Origin of the sequence: Pseudomonas sp. DSP3-2-3 (assembly GCF_049898225.1) — a bacterium.
Classification (GTDB): domain Bacteria; phylum Pseudomonadota; class Gammaproteobacteria; order Pseudomonadales; family Pseudomonadaceae; genus Aquipseudomonas.
The window spans coordinates 1-20038 of record NZ_JAFCXH010000009.1; the positions used below are offsets into that span (position 1 = coordinate 1).

A 20038-nucleotide genomic window follows, 5' to 3' on the forward strand; every position below is an offset into this window, starting at 1 on the left:
TATTTCACGTAGGCCGCGATGCCGGCAATCAGCCCGCCGCCGCCCACCGGGACGAAAATCGCGTCCAGCTGGCCCGGGTGCTGGCGGAGGATTTCCATGGCCACCGTGCCTTGCCCGGCGATGGTGTCGGGATCGTCGTACGGATGGATGTAGACGAAGCCCATTTCCTCGACCAGTTTCAGCGAGTAGGCCAGCGCTTCGGGGAACGAATCGCCGTGCAGCACGACTTTGCCGCTTCGGGAACGCACGCCTTCGACCTTGATTTCCGGGGTGGTCTTGGGCATGACGATGGTTGCTTCGACGCCCAGTGTCTTGGCCGCCAGCGCCAGGCCCTGCGCATGATTGCCCGCCGACGCGGTGACCACGCCACGCGCCAGTTCTTCCGGGCTCAGCTGGGCCAGCTTGTTGTACGCGCCGCGAATCTTGAACGAGAACACCGGTTGCAAGTCTTCGCGCTTGAGCAGCACCTGATTGCCCAGCCGCTCGGACAGCTGGCGAGCGCCCTGCAGCGGGGTCTCCACGGCTACGTCGTAGACGCGGGAGGTGAGGATTTTCCGGGCGTAGTGATTGAGCAGGTCGGTCATCGCGTGCGTCCTTCACTGGTGTGGAAGGTGCGCAGAGCCTGCGAGTTGAAGAGGGCGAGCGGGGCTGGGCAAATGATCATGTCTGACTCCTGAGTGGTTGGCCCTGGAGACAGAAAAAACCCGCCTCTAGGGCGGGTTGGGTGCACGCGTCGGCTAACCCGCCATGACTGGAATGGCGGTAATAATAATCTGGCCGAAGAAATGCTTGGTTACGTTCATGGCCTGAAGACTATTTCGGTTGTGCGGGCCAAGTCAAGGCGGCGCTGGCTAAATTCCGGGCAATGCGCCGCGTATCTTTAATGACACTGACATTTTTCTTTCACCTGGGCACTTTAAGGTGGAGCTCATGGTCAGTGAATGCAGTCATTAAAGAACAGCCAAGAGGGCATGCGTTATGGACGACTATCTGGAAGAAATACTCGAATACAAAGCGTTTGAACTGGATCCACCAGAGCCAGCAGACGACGCTACCGAGCTGTAGGCGGCAAGCGGGCGTCAGGCAATGTGGCGCTGGCTGCGGCGGAATTCCCCGGGAGTCTGGCCGTTCCAGCGCTTGAACGCTCGTTGAAAGGCTTCAGCCGAAGCGAAACCCAGCAGATACGCAATCTCGCCGAACGCCAGTTCGGTATCGCGTATATACGTCATCGCCAGGTCGCGTCGCGTGTCATTGAGAATGGTGCGAAAGCGCGTGCCTTCTTCAGCCAGCTTGCGGCGCAACGTCCAGGTCGGCAGCTTCAGCCGTGCGGCCACCTCTTCCAGATCCGGTTCCCTGCCGCCATTCAATAGCGGCCCGAGCAAACGCGTGATGCGTTCACGCAGGCTGCGGGTGCGGGTCAGTTGTTCCAGCTCCTTTTCACACAACTGCAGCAAATGCCGCCAGGTGCTCGGGCAGTGCTCGGGATTGCGCAACGCCAGCACGTCTTGATCCAGCCGCAATTGATTTGAATCCGCGGCAAACGTGACCGGATTTTCACTTAGCGCTGCATAGTCCGCCGCGTATTGCGGCGCGTCGAATTCGATTTCAATGCGCTGCGCCCGAATCGACGTGCCAGCCAGCGTCGACAATTGCTGCACCCAACCGGCGAATATCGAATCCACCACGAAGCGGTTGTAGGCGTTGTACGGGCTGATGGAGTAAAAACGCAGCCAAGCGCCTTGAGCGTCTTCATGGAAACTCGAATGGCCCCGGTAATTGGAGCCGTACAGCGCTTCAAAACGGATCAACGTGCGCACCGCCTCACGCACAGTGGGCGCTTGCGCGGCAGTCACGCCCGCCAGGCCGCATTGGCTGATCCGGCTTAACCGGCCCATGCGCAACCCCAGTCCCGGCTGGCCGGTGAGCTGGATGGCTGCATGGCCCAGGCGCATGTAGCGCGGAATTGACAAGCGGGCGCCAGCTTCGCCCAGACGTGCGGCGTCCAGGCCGTATTGCTCCAGCAGCGGGGCGGGATCGCAACCGAAGCTGCGCACTGCATCACTCAGGCTGTGAACAAACCCGACGGACAAATCCCCCAGACGCATCGGCGATGGATTCATGGTCACAGCCAGACGTTGATCAGGCGCGCGCCGTGGCTGGTCTTGTTGTCCAGCGACGGCTCAACGATCATCTGCCCGTTGCGGCTGGCAAAACTGTGCCCCGCGCTGCCCTGATTCCAGAACTGACCACGCATGAACACGCTGACTCCAGCGCGGGCCGCGCTGCCCGGCAGCTTGCCGGTCAGCGTCAGGCGCTGCCAGGCTTCGCCTTCGCTGAGGCTGCCAGTCGGCATATTGACGGGTGCGGCGAGGTCGGCGTTTTGCTCGCCGCGCCAGGGTTTGCGCCAGCCGTCGTTGCCGGCCACGAATGCGGGCACGGCAATCAACTCCGCGCCGCTGTCATTCAAGCGGCTGTAGTTGCGCGGATACCAACTGTCGCTGCCGATCAGGATGCCCAAACGTCCGGCCGGGGTATCGATGACGTTGAGCGGTGCGTCGGCGGCGGCCTGGATATAACCGCGCTGATAAATGGCCGGATACAACTGCCGCTGCGGCTGGCCAAGGGGCGAGCCATCGCTGCCAAACGCCAGGCTGCTGTTGAACAGCGCGCCGTTGCCGACTTCCAGTTTGCCGTCAACCACACGGGGTTCCGGTAGCACGATGGAGCCGGCGACCAGGGTCACGCCAAATTCTTTGGCCAGCCCGCCGAACACCGCTTGGTAATCCTTGGCCATGCTGGCGGCTTTCATGCGCAGGTGTGCATCGTTCAGACGATTCTCGCCAGTGGCGCCCAGCATGGCGGTTGCGAATTTCAACGGATTGCTAACTGACAGCCAGGTCATGGCTTCGTCGATGGTAGTGGCTTGATACAGCTGTTTCTTTTCGCCGCTGGCAAACAGCCAGGTGCCGACATGTTCGGGCAGCACGACGATGGTCTTGCTGTTGATCAGGCCTTTCTCACGCGCCTGCTCCAGGTAGGCAGCCAGTTTGCGGTGCAGGCGGTCGATGCTTTGGTAGTCGGCGGGAAACAGTTCCGCCTGCACACCCAGCAAATTGCCGCGCTCGCCGGGCTGACCGTCGTCGACTGCCAATTGGATGCGCAGGTCAGACAGGTAATGGCCCACCGGGCGCTGCTCGGTCCAGACCCCATAACTGGTCAGGGCGATCAGCAGCAGCGAGGCAATGAAGACAGCAAAAAATGTACGCATAAGAAGGAAAAGGGCTGCCGGGTGCGGGTTTGCCGCCTAGGGTAGGGCGCGCCATCGCGCTTGCCAAGCCTCGCTGCGCGTTTGGATCAATAACTTGTCACTTTCAGTCATTGAGCGCGCTGAGTGCGGCCTTTACTGTTGCGCCATGAACAGGCCCCAAGGGCTTGAATAATTGACGGTTGCCCAAGGCATCCGCGTCCCGTGATCATGCTTGATGGAGTCTTTATGGCCGCCGCTCACTACCCGCACCTGCTTGCCCCGCTGGATCTGGGTTTCACCACGCTGCGCAACCGCACCTTGATGGGCTCCATGCACACCGGCCTGGAAGAAAAACCGGGTGGATTCGAGCGCATGGCGGCGTACTTTGCCGAGCGTGCCCGTGGCGGCGTTGGCCTGATGGTGACTGGCGGTATCGCGCCCAACGATGAAGGGGGTGTGTATTCCGGCGCGGCGAAGCTGACCAATGCCGGGGAAGCGGAACAGCATCGCATCGTCACCCAGGCCGTGCATGAAGCGGGTGGCAAGATCTGCCTGCAAATCCTGCATGCCGGGCGTTATGCCTACAGCCCCAGACAAGTCGCGCCGAGCGCAATCAAAGCGCCGATCAACCCGTTCACACCCCGGGAGCTGGACGAAGAAGGCATCGAGAAACAGATTCAGGATTTCGTGACCTGCTCGACCCTGGCCCAGAGCGCCGGGTACGACGGTGTCGAAATCATGGGTTCGGAAGGCTACTTCATCAACCAGTTCCTCGCCGCCCACACCAACCATCGCACTGATCGTTGGGGCGGCAGCTACGAAAACCGTATGCGTCTGGCCGTAGAAATCGTGCGCCGGGTGCGCGAGGCGGTCGGCCCGCAATTCATCATTATTTTCCGCCTGTCGATGCTGGATCTGGTCGAGGGCGGCAGTATTTGGGAAGAAATCGTCCAGCTGGCCAAGGCCATCGAGCAAGCTGGCGCGACTATTATCAACACCGGGATCGGCTGGCATGAAGCGCGCATCCCGACCATTGCCACCAAGGTGCCGCGTGCGGCCTTCAGCAAAGTGACGGCCAAACTGCGCGGCTCGGTGGGCATTCCGCTGATCACCACCAACCGGATCAACACTCCGGAAATCGCCGAGCAAATCCTCAGCGAAGGGGACGCCGACATGGTGTCCATGGCCCGGCCGTTTCTCGCCGATCCAGAGTTCGTCAACAAAGCCGCTGCCGGTCGCGCCGATGAAATCAACACCTGCATCGGTTGCAACCAGGCGTGTCTGGACCACACCTTCGGCGGCAAGCTGACCACCTGTCTGGTCAACCCGCGCGCCTGTCACGAAACCGAACTCAATTACGTACCAACCCGGCAGATCAAGCGCGTTGCGGTGATCGGCGCCGGTCCTGCCGGTCTTGCTGCCGCCACGGTTGCCGCCGAGCGTGGGCATAAGGTCACGCTGTTCGATTCCGCGAGCGAGATCGGCGGCCAGTTCAACATCGCCAAGCGCGTGCCGGGCAAGGAAGAATTCTTCGAAACCTTGCGTTATTTCGCTCGCAAGCTGCAGACCACCGGCGTCGAAGTGCGCCTGAATGAGCGGGTTGCCGTGACGGATCTGGTCAGCGCGGGTTATGACGACATCATCCTCGCCACCGGTATTGCCCCGCGCACGCCAGCCATTCCCGGCATCGACAACTCCAAGGTGCTGAGCTATCTGGACGTGATCCTTGCGCGCAAGCCGGTAGGACATAGCGTGGCGGTGATTGGCGCGGGCGGCATTGGCTTCGATGTGTCCGAATTCCTCGTTCATCAAGGTGTTTCAACGAGCCTGGATCGCGAGGCGTTCTGGAAGGAATGGGGCATCGACACCGCCCTGCAAGCTCGTGGCGGCGTGGCGGGCATCAAACCCGAGCCCCATGCTCCGGCGCGGCAGGTGTTTCTGTTGCAGCGCAAGGCTTCCAAGGTCGGCGACGGCCTGGGCAAGACCACCGGCTGGATTCATCGCACCGGTCTGAAAAACAAACAGGTGCAGATGCTTAATAGCGTTGAATACCTGCGTATCGACGACGCTGGCCTGCATGTCCGCATCGGCGAGGGCGAAGAGAAATTGTTGCCGGTGGATAACATCGTGATCTGCGCTGGCCAGGACCCGCTGCGGGAGTTGTACGACGGGCTGGTGGACGCAGGCCAGTCGGTGCACCTGATCGGCGGCGCGGACGTGGCGGCGGAGCTGGATGCCAAGCGGGCGATTGATCAAGGCTCGCGATTGGCGGCGGCACTTTAACCAGACATCGGACGTGGGTACCCGTACAAGCGAGGCTTGCCCGCGAAGAACGATAACGCGGTGAGCCTGGCCTGCCGAGGCGCCTGATTCGCGGGCAAGCCTCGCTCCACCAGATGCGCCTGTTAGACTGCGCCCCTTTCTTCCCGGCCATACACCGTGTCCCTCGAACCCATCAACTGGCAACCTCAAGCCCCGTTTGAACAGCTGACTCTGCCCTGGCTTGCCCAGGCCGGGGTCGAGGTGGCGGTGTTGCGTCTGGACCTGATCGACACGCAGATCAGCGGCAATAAATGGTTCAAGCTCGTCGATCACCTTGCCGCGGCTGCCCAGGCCAAGGCCCAAGGGGTGATCAGTCTGGGCGGCGCTCATTCCAATCATCTGCACGCACTGGCGGCGGCGGGCAAACGTTTCGATTTCCCCACGGTTGGGTTATTGCGCGGTCATGCGCAGGAAACTCCGACCGCGCGGGATTTGCAGGCATTCGGCATGCAGCTGCATTGGCTGGGTTATGGCGGCTATCGGGCGCGGCACGAGCCTGATTTCTGGCGGCCCTGGCTGGCGCGCTATGCAGGCTTTTATCCGATCCCGGAAGGTGGGGGAGGTTTGGCCGGTGCTTCGGGCTGTGCCGGGTTATTGAACATGGCGCGGGGCCAGCTAGATAATCTGGGTTGGGACGATTATCACGGCTGGTGGTTGGCCGCCGGGACGGGCACTACGCTGGCCGGGCTGGTACTGGCGGAAGTCGGGGCACATCCGGTGTATGGCGCGATGGCGGTGCCGGATGGGCATGGGGTGCAGGAGAATGTGGCGGCGATTTTCGGATCAAATGCGCTGACCGCTTACCACCTGCTCGACGCCAGTCGCGGCGGCTTCGGCAAAACCGATCTGCAACTGCTCGACTTCATCGCGGCCTGCGAAGACCAGAGCGGTATTCCCCTCGAACCGCTATACACCGGCAAAGCCCTGCTGATGCTGCACGATGAAATATCGGCCGGGCGTTTCGCGGCAGGCACGCGTCTGATCTTCATCCACACCGGCGGCCTGCAAGGTCGACGGGCGATGGGCCTGTAGGGCTGATTCCAGTCTCTGGCACGAATCCTGCGCCACTCGGGTCATGACGGGTCGGCCCTGAATACGTGGATGACACTTTCAGAGTGAACCCTTTCAGCCGCTGTCCCGATAATCGATAGCTTCCTGATGCAACGTCGAGGTTCAGCATGACCAGTGCAACTGCAGGGCAGGTCAGTCCCGCCACTTTGAGAAAAGTCATTGTTGCCGCCGCCATCGGCAACTTCGTCGAATGGTTCGACTTCGCGGTCTACGGCTTCCTGGCTACCACCATCGCCCAACAGTTTTTCCCCAGCGGCGATGCCAGTGCCGCCTTGCTGAAAACCTTCGCGGTGTTCGCCGTGGCTTTCGCATTTCGACCTTTGGGCGGGATTTTCTTCGGCATGCTGGGCGACCGGATCGGACGCAAACGAACCCTGGCGATGACTATTTTGATGATGGCTGGCGCCACGACCCTGATCGGTGTGTTACCGACCTATGCCGCCATTGGGGTGATGGCGCCGATTCTGTTGACGCTGATCCGCTGTGCCCAAGGTTTCTCGGCGGGCGGTGAGTACGCCGGGGCCTGTGCGTATTTGATGGAACACGCGCCCAACGACAAGCGCGCCTGGTATGGCAGCTTCATTCCGGTTTCGACCTTTTCCGCCTTCGCTGCCGCAGCCGTGGTGGCCTATGCCCTGGAAGCATCGCTGTCTGCCGAGGCGATGGGCAGCTGGGGCTGGCGCCTGCCGTTCCTGATCGCCGCGCCATTGGGGCTGGTCGGGCTTTACCTGCGTTGGAAACTGGACGAAACCCCGGCGTTTCAGGCTGTCAAAGAGGAACACGCGGTGGCCCACTCGCCACTCAAGGAAACCCTGCGCAACCACGGCGCGGCGATTTGCTGCCTTGGCGCTTTCGTTTCCCTGACGGCCTTGTCGTTCTATATGTTCACCACCTATTTCGCCACCTACCTGCAAGTGGCCGGCGGCCTGAGTCGTGCCACGGCGCTGCTGGTGTCGTTGATTGCTTTGATTTTCGCCGCCGCGATCTGTCCGCTGGCCGGGCTGTATTCGGATCGCGTCGGGCGTCGCGTCACCGTGATGAGCGCCTGCGCGTTATTGATCATCGTGGTGTATCCATCATTTCTGATGGCCAGCTCCGGCTCGTTCGCCGCGTCCATTGTCGGCGTCATGCTGCTGGCCGTAGGCGCGGTGTTGTGCGGCGTGGTCACGGCGGCGCTGCTTTCGGAAACTTTCCCGACCCGCACCCGCTACACCGCATCGGCGATCACCTACAACATGGCCTACACCATCTTTGGTGGCACCGCGCCCTTGATGGCGACCTGGTTGATCACGACGACGGGCAGCAACCTTTCGCCGGCCTTTTACCTGATCGCTGTCGCCTTGCTGGCGTTGGCGGGCGGGATGGCCTTGCGCGAGACCTCGCGGATTTCCCTGCATGATGTTCCGGCGGGGGAGAAGCCGACGGCAATGGGCGCTGCGGCCTGATTGGTCAGGGCTTGTGGGAGCGAGCTTGCTCGCGAAGACGGTGTCTCTGGCGTGCAAGGTGTCGCGCTTACCGGACTATTCGCGAGCAAGCTCGCTCCCACGGGCTGTTTAATTCTGCAACAAATTGTGGCGATAGCGCCCCAAAAAATGGCACATTGGCGGCCCCCGCGTGCCGCCGACACATTTTGCAATGAACTGTCAGGGCACATCCAAACGTTCCACGGATGAACTTCATGGCCGTCAGTACTCCCGCTTCAAACGCCGTTCCAGCCTCGCCGTCCAGCACTACCAGTCCACTGGTGATGCGCATCATCGGCGCGGTGGCGCTGGCGCATTTGATCAATGACCTGATTCAAGCCGTGCTGCCGTCGATCTACCCGATGCTCAAGGAAAACTACGGGCTGAGCTTCACCCAGGTCGGCCTGATTACCCTGACGTTCCAGATCACCGCTTCGCTGCTGCAACCCTGGGTGGGTTATTACACCGACCGCCACCCCAATCCGCTGGTCTTGCCGCTGGGTTCGATCTGCACGTTGATTGGCATCCTGATGCTGTCCATGGTCGGCAGCTTTCCGCTGATCCTCCTGGCTTCGGCGCTGATCGGCATCGGTTCCTCGACCTTTCACCCGGAAGCTTCGCGTATCGCGCGGCTGGCATCGGGCGGGCGTTTTGGCCTGGCGCAATCGACCTTTCAGGTCGGTGGCAATACCGGCTCGGCATTCGGTCCGCTGCTGGCCGCAGCAATCATCATTCCGTTCGGCCAGGGACATGTGGCGTGGTTCGGGCTGTTTGCGCTGTTTTCCTTGGGCTTGCTCTACGCCATCAGCCGTTGGTATCGCTCGCACTTGAGTCTGTTCAAGCTCAAGCAAGGCCAGGCCGCGACGCACGGATTGTCCAAAGGACGGGTAACCATGGCCTTGGCGATCCTGGCGTTTCTGGTGTTTTCCAAGTTCTTCTACATGTCGAGCATCACCAGCTACTTCACCTTCTACCTGATCGAGAAGTTTGATCTGTCGGTGGCGGCTTCGCAGTTGCAACTGTTCCTGTTTCTCGGCGCGGTGGCAGCGGGCACCTTCTTTGGTGGGCCGATTGGCGACAAGATCGGCCGCAAGGCGGTGATTTGGTTTTCGATTCTGGGCGCGGCACCTTTCACGTTGGCGCTGCCTTATGCGGACCTGTTCTGGACCAGCGTCCTGAGCGTGATCATCGGTTTCATCCTGGCTTCGGCATTCTCCGCCATCGTCGTGTATGCCCAGGAACTGGTGCCGGGCAACGTCGGCATGATCGCGGGGATTTTCTTCGGCCTGATGTTCGGCTTTGGCGGCATCGGTGCGGCCTTGCTCGGCTACCTCGCAGACAGCCACGGCATTTTGTTCGTCTACACGCTGTGTTCGTTCCTGCCGCTGCTGGGCCTGCTGGCGGTTTTCCTGCCGCGGACGAAAAAAGCAGCCTGATCGATCACGCCGGGGAAACGGGCAGGGCGAGACTCGACGCTACGTTGGTGGTGTCGCCGAGGTTGGGCCAGATGTCAGCGACGAGAAATATTCGCTCGGCTTCTTCCCATTCGCCGTCAGGATTTTCCGTCAGGCGTACCAGAAGTTGCGCTGGCGCCCGTGGGTCCAGCTCCGCCAGCCAGTCATCAAGCTGTTCGTTGCTCCACGGTTGCGCGTAATGCGCCGGTGCCAGCCAGGCGTGACGCGGCAGCAATTGCCAGCGACCTTTAGGTCGCTGGCTGACGAAATCCTCCCAATCGCGCTGATGCAGCCAACTGCCGCGCAAATGCTGGCGATGCGCTCCTTGGGGTGATTGCGCCTGACCGGGCCAGGGATACAGCAGGTAACCGCCCAGCCAAAGCTCTGCACTGAACTGGTCAATGTCCAGCGCCGCAAGGGTTTCGCGACTTTCCGGACGCGCCGAAATCGGTAATTGATGCTGACTCAGGTGGGCCAGCTTGCGATCCAGCCGGTCATGGCAGCCAGGGCCAAGCCATTGCGCCGGGTCGTTGCCATCGCCGTTTTGCGGACCCAGATAAAGTTTGATCGCCAGTTCCACGTGATGCACGCCCTCGGCATCGCGCAGTAGCATGTCCAGCTCTCCCAGCGTATGCCCGCCCAGGCGGATCGGCAGGTTGGCGGCGATCATCTCGACGCCGGGCGCATGATGCACGGCGAATTGCCACAGGCGCTCGTAATACAAACCCAGGCGTCGCGTGGCTCCCAGCGCCAACCAGTGATCGAGTTTATGGCTGTCCTGATCCAGCTGGAGCAGGAAGTCCGCCAACTGTTGCGGCTGGTGCACCCAGTCGCTGGCCGATAATGGATGGCGCTGCGGCCAAGGGACTTCGCCCAGCATCGGCGGCGCCAGGATGACCCAGGCGAGATCACGCACTTGCGAGGTGCGTAACTGGCGGGGCAGGTGGGTCAGGCCGGGAAATAGGATCATGCTCCGAGGATAGCGGAACTTGCGGGAGGGAAGCAGATGATCCTTGTGGGAGATTCTATGTTTGGGGGCAACCCACAGATGCCGAAGATGTGGTGTCTGCACCGACGCCTTCCCGGATAAATCCGGTCCCACGCAGACTGCACGAGATGACCGCATTTCACTTGTGGGAGCGAGCTTGCTCGCGAAGCGATATTCCTGAATAAGCAGGATCAACGTCTCGCCAACAAGTTGGCTCCTACAACATCGGCAATTGCCGCTACCCCGGCCTTTCACCCATAATCCCTTTCTTTAAGCCGCATCGAACCCCCGCAGGAGCCCCATGGAGCAATTTCGCAATATCGGCATCATCGGTCGCCTCGGCAGTGTGCAGGTGCTCGATACCGTTCGCCGACTCAAGAAGTTTCTGCTGGAACGGCACCTGCACGTCATTCTCGAAGACACCATTGCGGAAGTGTTGCCGGGCCATGGCCTGCAAACTTCGTCGCGCAAGATGCTTGGGGAAGTGTGCGACATGGTGATCGTCGTCGGCGGCGACGGCAGCCTGCTCGGCGCGGCGCGGGCGTTGGCCAAGCATAATGTGCCGGTGCTGGGGATCAACCGCGGCAGCCTGGGTTTCCTCACCGATATTCGTCCTGACGAGCTGGAAGTGAAGTGCGCCGAAGTGCTGGACGGCCACTATCTGGTGGAAAACCGCTTCCTGTTGCAGGCCGAAGTCCGTCGTCATGGCGAAGCCATCGGCCAGGGCGATGCGCTGAACGACGTGGTGCTGCACCCTGGCAAGTCGACGCGCATGATCGAATTCGAGCTGTATATCGACGGCCAGTTCGTCTGCAGTCAGAAAGCCGACGGCCTGATCGTCGCCACGCCAACCGGTTCGACCGCGTATGCGCTGTCGGCGGGTGGGCCGATCATGCATCCCAAGCTCGATGCCATCGTCATCGTGCCGATGTACCCGCATACCTTGTCCGGCCGGCCTATTGTGGTGGACGGCAACAGTGAGCTGAAAATCGTCGTCTCCAAAGACATGACGATTTATCCACAGGTCTCCTGTGACGGGCAGAATCATTTCACTTGCGCCCCCGGCGACACCATTACCGTGAGCAAGAAGCCGCAGAAACTGCGCCTGATTCATCCGCTGGACCATAACTATTACGAAGTGTGCCGCACCAAGCTTGGCTGGGGCAGCCGGCTTGGTGGTGGAGGCGACTGATGCTCGATCCCGCGCGTAGCTACGATCTGATCGGTGACGTGCATGGATGTGCCCATACGCTGGAGCAATTGCTCAGCGTGCTGGGCTACCGTTTTCAGGCTGGCGTCTGGCGTCACCCGGAGCGCATCGCGGTGTTCCTCGGCGACATCATCGACCGTGGCCCATTGATCCGCGAGGCCCTGCATATCGTGCGCGACATGGTCGTGGCCGGTCATGCGGTGTGCATCATGGGTAATCACGAGTTCAACGCGCTAGGCTGGGTGACACCGGCCTTGTCCGAAAGCTGCAAGTTGTTCGTGCGCGAGCATTCGCCACGGCACGCGCGCCTGATTGGCGAAACCCTGGCGCAATTCGAGCATTACCCGGACGAGTGGAACGACTTCGTCAACTGGTTCTACGAACTGCCGCTGTTTATCGACGCCGAGCGTTTTCGCGTGGTGCATGCGTGCTGGGATTCCAGCCTGATCGGACCCTTGCTGGGTTTGCATGGCAACGGCTGCATCGACAAGCATTTTGTCCAGGCGTCGGCGGTGCCCGGCAGTTTTGCCAGCGCGGTATTCGATCGCCTGTTGCGCGGCACCGACATGCGTTTGCCCCATGGCATGACGTTCACCGGTGGCGACGGCCTGACCCGGGCGTTCTTCCGCACTAAATTCTGGGAAGACGATCCGCAAACCTATGGCGACGTGGTCTTTCAACCCGATGCCTTGCCGGAAGGCGTGGCCAAGACGCCGTTGACCACCACTGAAAAAAACGCCTTGCTGCGCTATGGCAGCGACGAACCCTTGCTGTTCGTCGGCCATTACTGGCGCAGTGGCATACCCGCTCCCATTCGGCCAAACCTGGCTTGCCTGGATTACAGCGCCGTGCTTTACGGCAAGTTGGTCGCCTATCGGCTTGACCAGGAAACCCGTATCGATCCCGACAAGTTTGTCTGGGTCGATGTCAAACGTCCCGAGGCCGTGTAATGAGTCCTGTTGCTGTATTGCGTCTGCCGTTGACCACTGATTTGAGTGGCTTCGTCAGCCTGTTGAACCGCTTGCGGGTGCCCCATCGAGTCAGCGAGGAAGCGGGCGAGCAAGTGCTCTGGGTACCGGATACCCCGCAGTTGGCTGATGACGTCCGCACCCTGTATCAGCAATACCCTGAAGGCGATGAAAATTACCAGCTGCCCGCCGGCCAACAGTCCAGCAGCCTGCCGCGCTCGGGGTTTGTCCGGCAACTCAAGGACAGCCCGGTCACGACGTTGATTCTGCTGGCCTGTCTGATCGTCGCCGGTGTCACGTTGCTGGGTGACAACCTGCAGGCAGTGAGTTGGCTGACCTTCCTCGATTTCCGTATCCATGGCGATTACGCGAGTTTCAGGCCGCTCGCCGATACCCTGGCTGCCGGCCAATGGTGGCGCATCGTCACGCCGATGCTGATCCACTTCGGCATCCTGCACCTGGCCATGAACGCCATGTGGTACTGGGAATTGGGACGGCGCATCGAGTTGCGTCAAGGCAGCGGGTATCTGCTCGGTTTGACCCTGTTGTTCAGCGCCGTTTCCAACTACGTTCAATACCAGTTCGGCGGGCCTAGCCTGTTTGGCGGCTTGTCCGGCGTGCTGTATGGCTTGCTCGGTCATTGCTGGATCTTTCAAATGCTCGCGCCAAACCCCATCTATCGTTTACCGCGCGGGGTTCTGGTGATGATGCTGGTCTGGCTGGCGTTGTGCCTGTCGGGGCTGGTGAGCATGCTCGGCTTCGGCGAAATCGCCAACGGCGCGCATGTGGGCGGTCTGATCATCGGTTGTGTTACAGGTCTGTTGGGCGGTGCTCTGGCCCGCCGCAGCGTCTAAAATTTCCCGCTGGTTTTTATTGAGTGTTGTGGAGCGTTCTATGTCCTCTTTTGCTGAAATGATCGAAAACATCACCCCGGACATCTACGAGAGCCTGAAGCTGGCCGTGGAAATCGGTAAATGGTCCGACGGCCGCAAGCTGACTCAGGAGCAGCGCGAGTTGTCCTTGCAGGCGCTGATCGCCTGGGAAGTGCAGAATCTGCCGGAAGACCAGCGCATCGGCTACATGGGGGCGCAGGAATGCGGCTCGAAGTCCACGACGGTGCCTAACATCCTGTTCAAGTCGGATGCCATCCATTGATCGAGATTGGTCGCGGCGCAGTCAACAAAATGTCAGCCCGCCTTGATGAACCGCTGGTGCAATACAGCTTTCGTCTGGGTGACAACGAAATTCCGGTCAACCCGATGATTGGCAAGACCGTGCGCCTTGAGTTCCTCGGTGCGATTCATTGCAGTCATTGCGGACGCAAGACCAAGTCCAGCTACAGTCAGGGGTATTGCTACCCGTGCATGATCAAGCTGGCGCAGTGCGATATTTGCATCATGAGCCCGGAAAAATGCCATCACGAACACGGCACTTGCCGCGACCCGGCGTGGGGCGAGCAGTTCTGCATGACCGATCACGTGGTGTACCTGGCCAATTCGTCGGGGGTAAAAGTCGGCATCACACGTGCGACTCAGCTGCCGACCCGCTGGCTTGATCAGGGCGCCAGCCAGGCGTTGCCGATCCTGCGGGTTGCCACTCGCCAGCAGTCGGGCTTCGTCGAAGACCTGCTGCGCAGCCAGGTTGCCGACCGCACCAACTGGCGTGCGCTGCTCAAGGGCGACGCCGAGCCGGTGGATCTTGCGGCCATTCGCCAGCAATTGTTCGAGAGCTGCGCCGAGGGCCTGGCAGGACTGCAAGAACGATTCGGCCTGCAGGCTATCCAATTACTGCATGACGTGGAGCCCATCGAGATCCGTTACCCCGTCGAGGCGTACCCGACCAAGATTGTCAGCTTCAACCTGGACAAGAATCCGATCGCCGAAGGCACGTTGCTGGGGATCAAGGGCCAGTACCTGATTTTCGATACCGGCGTGATCAATATTCGCAAATACACGGCCTATCAACTGGCCGTGCATCAGTAAAAAGGACTCATCATGCGCACCGATCAACCGCAAATGATCTACCTGAAGGACTACCAGGCGCCCGAGTACCTCATCGACGAGACGCACCTGACCTTCGAATTGTTCGACGACCATTCCCTGGTTCACACCCAGTTGGTCATGCGTCGCAACCCGGCCCGTGGCGCGGGGCTGCCGCCGTTGGTGCTGGATGGTCAACTGCTGGAACTGCTGTCGGTCAAGCTCGACGATGTCGAACTGACCAACACCGATTACCAGCTGACCCCGGACCACCTGACCCTGCACCCGAAGGCTGAATCCTTCGTCGTCGACAGCAGCGTGCGGATTCACCCGGAAACCAACACCGCCCTGGAAGGCCTGTACAAATCCAGCGGCATGTTCTGCACCCAGTGCGAGGCCGAAGGTTTTCGCAAAATCACCTATTACCTCGACCGCCCGGACGTGATGAGCAAGTTCACCACGACCCTGAGCGCCGATAAACATGCCTTTCCGGTCCTGCTCTCCAACGGCAACCCGATTGCCAGCGGGCCGGAAGATGACGGTCGGCACTGGGCGACCTGGGAAGATCCGTTCATGAAACCGGCGTACCTGTTCGCGCTGGTGGCCGGTGATCTGTGGTGCGTGGAAGACAAGTTCACCACCATGAGCGACCGGGAAGTGACCCTGCGCATCTATGTCGAGCCGGAAAACATCGACAAGTGCCAGCACGCCATGACCAGCCTGAAAAAATCCATGCGCTGGGATGAAGAAACCTACGGTCGCGAGTACGACCTGGACATCTTCATGATCGTTGCGGTCAACGACTTCAACATGGGCGCCATGGAGAACAAGGGCCTCAATATCTTCAACTCCAGTGCCGTGCTGGCCCGCGCCGAAACCGCCACCGACGCCGCGCATCAGCGGGTCGAGGCCATCGTTGCCCACGAATACTTCCACAACTGGTCGGGCAACCGCGTGACCTGCCGCGACTGGTTCCAGCTGTCGCTCAAGGAAGGCTTCACGGTTTATCGCGATTCCGGTTTCTCGGCGGACATGAACTCGGCGACGGTCAAGCGCATCCAGGATGTGGCTTACCTGCGCACGCATCAGTTCGCCGAAGACGCCGGCCCCATGGCCCACGCCGTACGCCCGGACAGCTTCATCGAGATTTCCAACTTCTATACGCTGACCGTGTACGAAAAAGGCTCGGAAGTGGTCGGCATGATCCATACCTTGTTGGGCGCCGAAGGCTTCCGCAAGGGCAGCGACCTGTACTTCGAGCGCCACGATGGCCAGGCGGTGACAGTCGACGATTTCGTCAAGGCCATGGAAGACGCCAATGGCGTGGACCTCACTCAGTTCAAACGCTGGTACAGCCAGGCGGGCACACCGCGTCTTGCGGTGAGCGAGTCCTACGACAGCGCTGCCAAAACCTACAGCCTGACCTTCCGCCAAAGCTGCCCGACCACACCGGGCCAGCCTGGCGATGCGAAGAAACCGTTCGTGATCCCGGTTGCACTGGGCCTGCTGGACAAGCAGGGCGGCGAAGTGCCCTTGCATCTGCAAGGCGAACCCGCTGCGTCGGGTACGACGCGCGTGATTTCCGTCACCGAGGCCGAGCAGACCTTTACCTTTGTCGATATCGCCGAACAGCCGTTGCCGTCGCTGCTGCGCGGTTTCTCGGCCCCGGTGAAACTGAGCTTCCCGTACAACCGCGATCAGCTGATGTTCCTCATGCAGCATGACAGCGACGGCTTCAATCGCTGGGATGCCGGGCAGCAGCTGTCCGTGCAGGTGTTGCAGGAGTTGATTGGCCAGTATCAGCAAGGTCAGGACATGGTCCTCGATCAGCGTCTGGTTACCGCGCTGGGCACCGTTTTGGCGGACACCACGCTGGATCAGGCAATGATCGCGGAAATGCTGTCGTTGCCGGGCGAAGCCTATCTGACTGAAATCAGCGAAGTGGCTGACGTGGATGCGATCCACGCCGCTCGGGAATTCGTCCGCAAGCAACTGACGAACAGCCTGTTCGATGCATTGTGGTCGCGCTACACCAGCAACCGTGAAGTGTCGAAAGCCACGCCGTATGTGGCCGAAGCCGAACACTTTGCCCGTCGCGGCCTGCAAAACATTGCCTTGTCATACCTGATGTTGAGTGAAAAGCCGGAAGTTCTGGCCGCCACCCTTGAGCAATTCGACAGCAGCGACAACATGACCGAACGCCTCACCGCGCTGGCGGTGTTGGTCAATTCGCCGTTCACCGCCGAGAAGGACAAAGCGCTGACGGTGTTCGCGGATAACTTCAAGGACAACCCGCTGGTCATGGATCAATGGTTCAGCGTTCAGGCCGGCAGCACCTTGCCCGGCGGGCTGGATCGGGTCAAAGCGCTGGTGCAGCATCCGGCGTTCAACATCAAGAACCCGAACAAGGTCCGCGCCTTGATCGGCGCGTTCGCGGGCCAGAACCTGATCAACTTCCATGCGGCGGACGGCTCCGGCTATCGCTTCCTGGCGGATCTGGTCATCCAGCTCAACGCCTTCAACCCACAGATCGCTTCGCGCCAGTTGGCGCCGCTGACTCGCTGGCGTAAATACGACAGCGCCCGTCAGGCGTTGATGAAGGCCGAACTGGTGCGCATCCGCGATTCGGGTGATCTGTCCAGCGACGTGTACGAAGTGGTGAGTAAAAGCCTGGCCGAGTAACTTCGGAGGTTGGTAAAAAAGGGCCTGACGCGCAAGCGGACAGGCCCTTTTTTTATGTGGGAATTTTCGGAGTTGCGTTTCACGTAGGTGCTTTCCAGCAACCTTCATGGCGGTTTCATACAGACCGTTGCGGACTCGGCTGGCAGAGCTTTCCGGCGACAAAGCTCATCCTTTCGCTTCGTGCTGCGTCGACCCTGATCGTCGCGCACATCATCCCGATTGAGGTGTGGACTTTGTTGATGAATGGACGGAATACGCTGGTGCTGCTGGGGCTGGTCGCACTTGGGCAAGAAGCGGTGGCCAATGCACAGGTGACCAACGAGCAGCGCTTGCAGGTTGGCAGTGTCGAATTGAGTCTTGGTGTCGGGCTATTGAACGGGAAGGCCGAGGAAAAAGTCTACGATGACGGTGCAAAACTCAGTCAGTTGAACTGGGATATCAAGCAGGTGCCCACCTTGCATCTGGGCCTGACCTACCACGCACTGGACTGGCTCTCCCTCGACGTGCGCGGCTGGACGCGCATGAGTGGCGGCAACAGCCACATGAAGGATTACGACTGGTTGGATGACGATGCCGACTGGAGCCACTATTCGGATCATCCGGATACCCGCCTGAAGAATGCCTGGCAGGCGGAATTGGCGGCGACAGTCTGGGCGCTCAAGCGTGACGACCTTGCCATTGGGGTAATGGCCGGCTATCAGCGCAGTCAGTTTGATTGGCAGACTCGGGGCGGCAGTTACATCTACTCCTCGGATTATGGTTATCGAGACCGGACCGGCGAGTTTCCGGCCGGTGTCAAAGGCATCAGCTACCAGCAAACCTACGACACGCCGTTCCTTGGGGTTGTCGGTATCTACACCCTCCAGAACCTGACGCTCGAAGGTCGGTTCAAACATAGCCAATGGGTCAGAGCCAGGGATTTCGACACGCATCACATGCGCGATCTGACGTTTGCCGGCAATCACGGCAACACAGGCCGGATGCAATCGATGGCGCTGGGGCTGACGTACAACTTCAATCCGCAGTTCTCGGTGAAGGCGGGGGTTGATCATCAGGTCTACGCTGAGGCCAAAGGCAACTCGCTGATCGAGCATTCCCCAACTGGCTGGAGCGCACGTACTGGTAAGAACTCCAGCAGTCAGGCCAGCAGAGCCACGGTATCCACACTGGCGGTGGCTTACCGGTTCTGAATCCTTGCTGGCCCCCCTGCTCAAACAATTTGGATGAGATCCGTAGGAGATTCCCCGTCGTCCAGACGCCGCGCTGTCGCGCAGCAAACACCGGTACCCGTTGGAGGCTTGCCCGCGAACATAGAATCTCCAACGAAGATTTGCCGCATCAGCTTTACTGATACCCAACCAATCACACCGAGGGCGCTTAACAAAAGATAACGTCTTGTCGATTGTCACGGGTTTCCAAAGCTGGATAGGATAGGTCTGCTTCCAAAAAGACAAGGGCTAGAGCGCTTGCAGCGGTTTTGCAAACGCCGGTCAGTCTCGGTGGACCTAATAACAATAAAAGGGGAACGCTCCATGAGTGAGCCTGCAGATCGGCGCACCCAGTCCAGTGCGGACGCGGCCATTGGCCGTTCACTGGTATCACGCACCCGTAAACCCTTGGCGAAAACATGCTCGCTTCTCGCCGCATTGACGCTGGCGAGCTTCATCACTCCCTCCATGGCTGCAACCGACAGCGCGCAGAGCAGCGCTGGCGGGGATCCTGCGGCGCTTTATTCCATCGAATCCGCCAAATCAACTCGTGGTCTGTTGCTGGACGTAACCCACGCGGGCGCAAGGCTGGTGGTGGTGGGTGATCGCGGCCACATCCTGTATTCCGATGATCAAGGCAAGACCTGGCCCCAGGCCAAAGTGCCAACTCGGCAGTTGCTCACGGCGGTGTATTTCGTCGATGAAAAACATGGTTGGGCGGTTGGCCACGATGCGCAAATCCTCGCCAGCAGCGACGGCGGCGCGAACTGGAGCAAGCAGTTCGAAGACCTCAAGCGCGAAGCACCGCTGCTGGACGTCTGGTTCAAGGATCTCAGCACAGGCTTTGCAGTCGGCGCCTATGGTTCGTTGATGACCACGACGGATGGCGGCCAGCATTGGCAAGACGCCAGCGACCGTCTCGATAACGAAGACCAATATCACCTTAACGGGATTGCGCAGGTTGCTGACGCAGGCTTGTTCATCGTGGGTGAGGCGGGCGCCATGTTCCGTTCGGCTGACGACGGGCAGAGTTGGGAAAAGCTCGAAGGCCCTTATCAAGGCTCGCTGTTTGGCGCTATTGGCACGGGTCAGCCCGGCACGCTGCTGGTCTACGGATTGCGCGGCAACCTGTATCGCTCGACGGATTTTGGCGACAACTGGAACCCCATTGAATTGAAGGCTGCGCGTGGGCCGCTGGAATTCGGCCTGTCCAACGCAACCTTGCTCGCTGACGGCTCACTGGTGCTCGTGGGTAACGGCGGCAGTGTCATGCGCAGTACCGACGATGGCCTGACCTTTCAGGTTTATAACCGTCCGGACCGGATTTCGTTGGCGGGCGTGGCGGGTGATGCACAGGGCAATCTGATTCTGGTCGGGCAGGGCGGCGTTCGCCTGACCTCGCCGACCGGCGCCGAGTCGACCCAACAATAAGAATGATCAAGGCGG

At 60.3% G+C, this 20038-nt stretch carries 16 protein-coding genes; 12 read left to right on the forward strand and 4 right to left on the reverse strand.

Annotated elements, in window-relative coordinates; genetic code table 11:
* The 3 genes from ACP7E4_RS12385 to ACP7E4_RS12395 all read right to left on the reverse strand — a co-directional run.
* A partial coding sequence (locus ACP7E4_RS12385) for a pyridoxal-phosphate dependent enzyme (protein ID WP_426113965.1) occupies nucleotides 1–584 on the reverse strand: 584 nt, incomplete at its 3' end.
* Nucleotides 585–1079: 495 nt separating this feature from the next.
* Nucleotides 1080–2120: an AraC family transcriptional regulator gene (locus ACP7E4_RS12390; RefSeq protein ID WP_426113968.1), complete on the reverse strand. Its 1041-nt coding sequence runs from the start codon at nucleotides 2118–2120 to the stop codon at nucleotides 1080–1082.
* A 2-nt stretch (nucleotides 2121–2122) separates the two neighbouring features.
* Nucleotides 2123–3268 carry a carbon-nitrogen hydrolase family protein gene (locus ACP7E4_RS12395; RefSeq protein ID WP_426113970.1) on the reverse strand — a complete coding sequence of 382 codons (1146 nt, stop codon included), beginning with the start codon at nucleotides 3266–3268 and terminating at the stop codon, nucleotides 2123–2125.
* Between the two features lie 225 nt (nucleotides 3269–3493).
* On the opposite strand from ACP7E4_RS12395, the gene ACP7E4_RS12400 reads away from it, so the two are divergent.
* From ACP7E4_RS12400 to ACP7E4_RS12415, 4 genes are all read left to right on the forward strand, one after another.
* Nucleotides 3494–5530: an FAD-dependent oxidoreductase gene (locus tag ACP7E4_RS12400; protein ID WP_426113972.1), complete on the forward strand. Its 2037-nt coding sequence runs from the start codon at nucleotides 3494–3496 to the stop codon at nucleotides 5528–5530.
* A gap of 156 nt (nucleotides 5531–5686) precedes the next feature.
* Nucleotides 5687–6601 carry a 1-aminocyclopropane-1-carboxylate deaminase/D-cysteine desulfhydrase gene (locus ACP7E4_RS12405; RefSeq protein ID WP_426113974.1) on the forward strand — a complete coding sequence of 305 codons (915 nt, stop codon included), beginning with the start codon at nucleotides 5687–5689 and terminating at the stop codon, nucleotides 6599–6601.
* Between the two features lie 146 nt (nucleotides 6602–6747).
* A complete protein-coding gene (locus ACP7E4_RS12410) occupies nucleotides 6748–8085 on the forward strand; it encodes an MFS transporter (RefSeq protein WP_426113976.1) in 1338 nt (445 codons plus the stop codon).
* A gap of 233 nt (nucleotides 8086–8318) precedes the next feature.
* Nucleotides 8319–9539: an MFS transporter gene (locus tag ACP7E4_RS12415; protein ID WP_426113978.1), complete on the forward strand. Its 1221-nt coding sequence runs from the start codon at nucleotides 8319–8321 to the stop codon at nucleotides 9537–9539.
* A gap of 4 nt (nucleotides 9540–9543) precedes the next feature.
* On the opposite strand, the gene ACP7E4_RS12420 is transcribed toward ACP7E4_RS12415, so the two are convergent.
* Entirely contained in the window at nucleotides 9544–10527 is a 984-nt protein-coding gene (locus tag ACP7E4_RS12420; RefSeq protein WP_426113980.1) for a DUF1853 family protein, read from the reverse strand.
* A 319-nt stretch (nucleotides 10528–10846) separates the two neighbouring features.
* Between ACP7E4_RS12420 and ACP7E4_RS12425 the strand changes: the two genes are divergently transcribed.
* The 8 genes from ACP7E4_RS12425 to ACP7E4_RS12460 all read left to right on the forward strand — a co-directional run bounded on the left by ACP7E4_RS12425 (nucleotide 10847) and on the right by ACP7E4_RS12460 (nucleotide 20023).
* A complete protein-coding gene (locus ACP7E4_RS12425; RefSeq protein ID WP_426113982.1) occupies nucleotides 10847–11737 on the forward strand; it encodes an NAD(+) kinase in 891 nt (296 codons plus the stop codon).
* A complete protein-coding gene (locus tag ACP7E4_RS12430) occupies nucleotides 11737–12705 on the forward strand; it encodes a metallophosphoesterase (protein ID WP_426113984.1) in 969 nt (322 codons plus the stop codon). Before ACP7E4_RS12425 ends, ACP7E4_RS12430 begins: the two co-directional genes overlap by 1 nt.
* A complete protein-coding gene (locus tag ACP7E4_RS12435; protein ID WP_426113986.1) occupies nucleotides 12705–13577 on the forward strand; it encodes a rhomboid family intramembrane serine protease in 873 nt (290 codons plus the stop codon). The genes ACP7E4_RS12430 and ACP7E4_RS12435 overlap by 1 nt, the downstream gene beginning before the upstream one ends.
* Before the next feature lie 40 nt (nucleotides 13578–13617).
* Nucleotides 13618–13878 (forward strand): YeaC family protein, encoded by a 261-nt coding sequence (locus ACP7E4_RS12440; protein WP_426113988.1) that lies wholly within the window; start codon nucleotides 13618–13620, stop codon nucleotides 13876–13878.
* Nucleotides 13875–14705 carry a DUF2797 domain-containing protein gene (locus tag ACP7E4_RS12445; RefSeq protein WP_426113990.1) on the forward strand — a complete coding sequence of 277 codons (831 nt, stop codon included), beginning with the start codon at nucleotides 13875–13877 and terminating at the stop codon, nucleotides 14703–14705. Before ACP7E4_RS12440 ends, ACP7E4_RS12445 begins: the two co-directional genes overlap by 4 nt.
* Before the next feature lie 12 nt (nucleotides 14706–14717).
* The gene (gene pepN, locus ACP7E4_RS12450; RefSeq protein ID WP_426113992.1) at nucleotides 14718–17384 is read left to right on the forward strand and encodes an aminopeptidase N; all 2667 of its coding nucleotides are present in this window, start codon (nucleotides 14718–14720) and stop codon (nucleotides 17382–17384) included.
* A gap of 239 nt (nucleotides 17385–17623) precedes the next feature.
* A complete protein-coding gene (locus tag ACP7E4_RS12455; protein WP_426113994.1) occupies nucleotides 17624–18574 on the forward strand; it encodes an omptin family outer membrane protease in 951 nt (316 codons plus the stop codon).
* 342 nt (nucleotides 18575–18916) lie between these two features.
* Entirely contained in the window at nucleotides 18917–20023 is a 1107-nt protein-coding gene (locus ACP7E4_RS12460; protein WP_426113996.1) for a WD40/YVTN/BNR-like repeat-containing protein, read from the forward strand.
* Nucleotides 20024–20038 lie beyond the last annotated feature (15 nt).

Coding starts and splice junctions, on each gene's coding strand:
- ACP7E4_RS12390 (WP_426113968.1), bottom strand. CDS start 2,120: ATGAATCCATCGCCGATGCGTCTGGGGGATTTGTCCGTCGGGTTTGTT.
- ACP7E4_RS12395 (WP_426113970.1), bottom strand. CDS start 3,268: ATGCGTACATTTTTTGCTGTCTTCATTGCCTCGCTGCTGCTGATCGCC.
- ACP7E4_RS12400 (WP_426113972.1), top strand. CDS start 3,494: ATGGCCGCCGCTCACTACCCGCACCTGCTTGCCCCGCTGGATCTGGGT.
- ACP7E4_RS12410 (WP_426113976.1), top strand. CDS start 6,748: ATGACCAGTGCAACTGCAGGGCAGGTCAGTCCCGCCACTTTGAGAAAA.
- ACP7E4_RS12415 (WP_426113978.1), top strand. CDS start 8,319: ATGGCCGTCAGTACTCCCGCTTCAAACGCCGTTCCAGCCTCGCCGTCC.
- ACP7E4_RS12420 (WP_426113980.1), bottom strand. CDS start 10,527: ATGATCCTATTTCCCGGCCTGACCCACCTGCCCCGCCAGTTACGCACC.
- ACP7E4_RS12425 (WP_426113982.1), top strand. CDS start 10,847: ATGGAGCAATTTCGCAATATCGGCATCATCGGTCGCCTCGGCAGTGTG.
- ACP7E4_RS12430 (WP_426113984.1), top strand. CDS start 11,737: ATGCTCGATCCCGCGCGTAGCTACGATCTGATCGGTGACGTGCATGGA.
- ACP7E4_RS12435 (WP_426113986.1), top strand. CDS start 12,705: ATGAGTCCTGTTGCTGTATTGCGTCTGCCGTTGACCACTGATTTGAGT.
- ACP7E4_RS12440 (WP_426113988.1), top strand. CDS start 13,618: ATGTCCTCTTTTGCTGAAATGATCGAAAACATCACCCCGGACATCTAC.
- pepN (WP_426113992.1), top strand. CDS start 14,718: ATGCGCACCGATCAACCGCAAATGATCTACCTGAAGGACTACCAGGCG.
- ACP7E4_RS12455 (WP_426113994.1), top strand. CDS start 17,624: ATGAATGGACGGAATACGCTGGTGCTGCTGGGGCTGGTCGCACTTGGG.
- ACP7E4_RS12460 (WP_426113996.1), top strand. CDS start 18,917: ATGAGTGAGCCTGCAGATCGGCGCACCCAGTCCAGTGCGGACGCGGCC.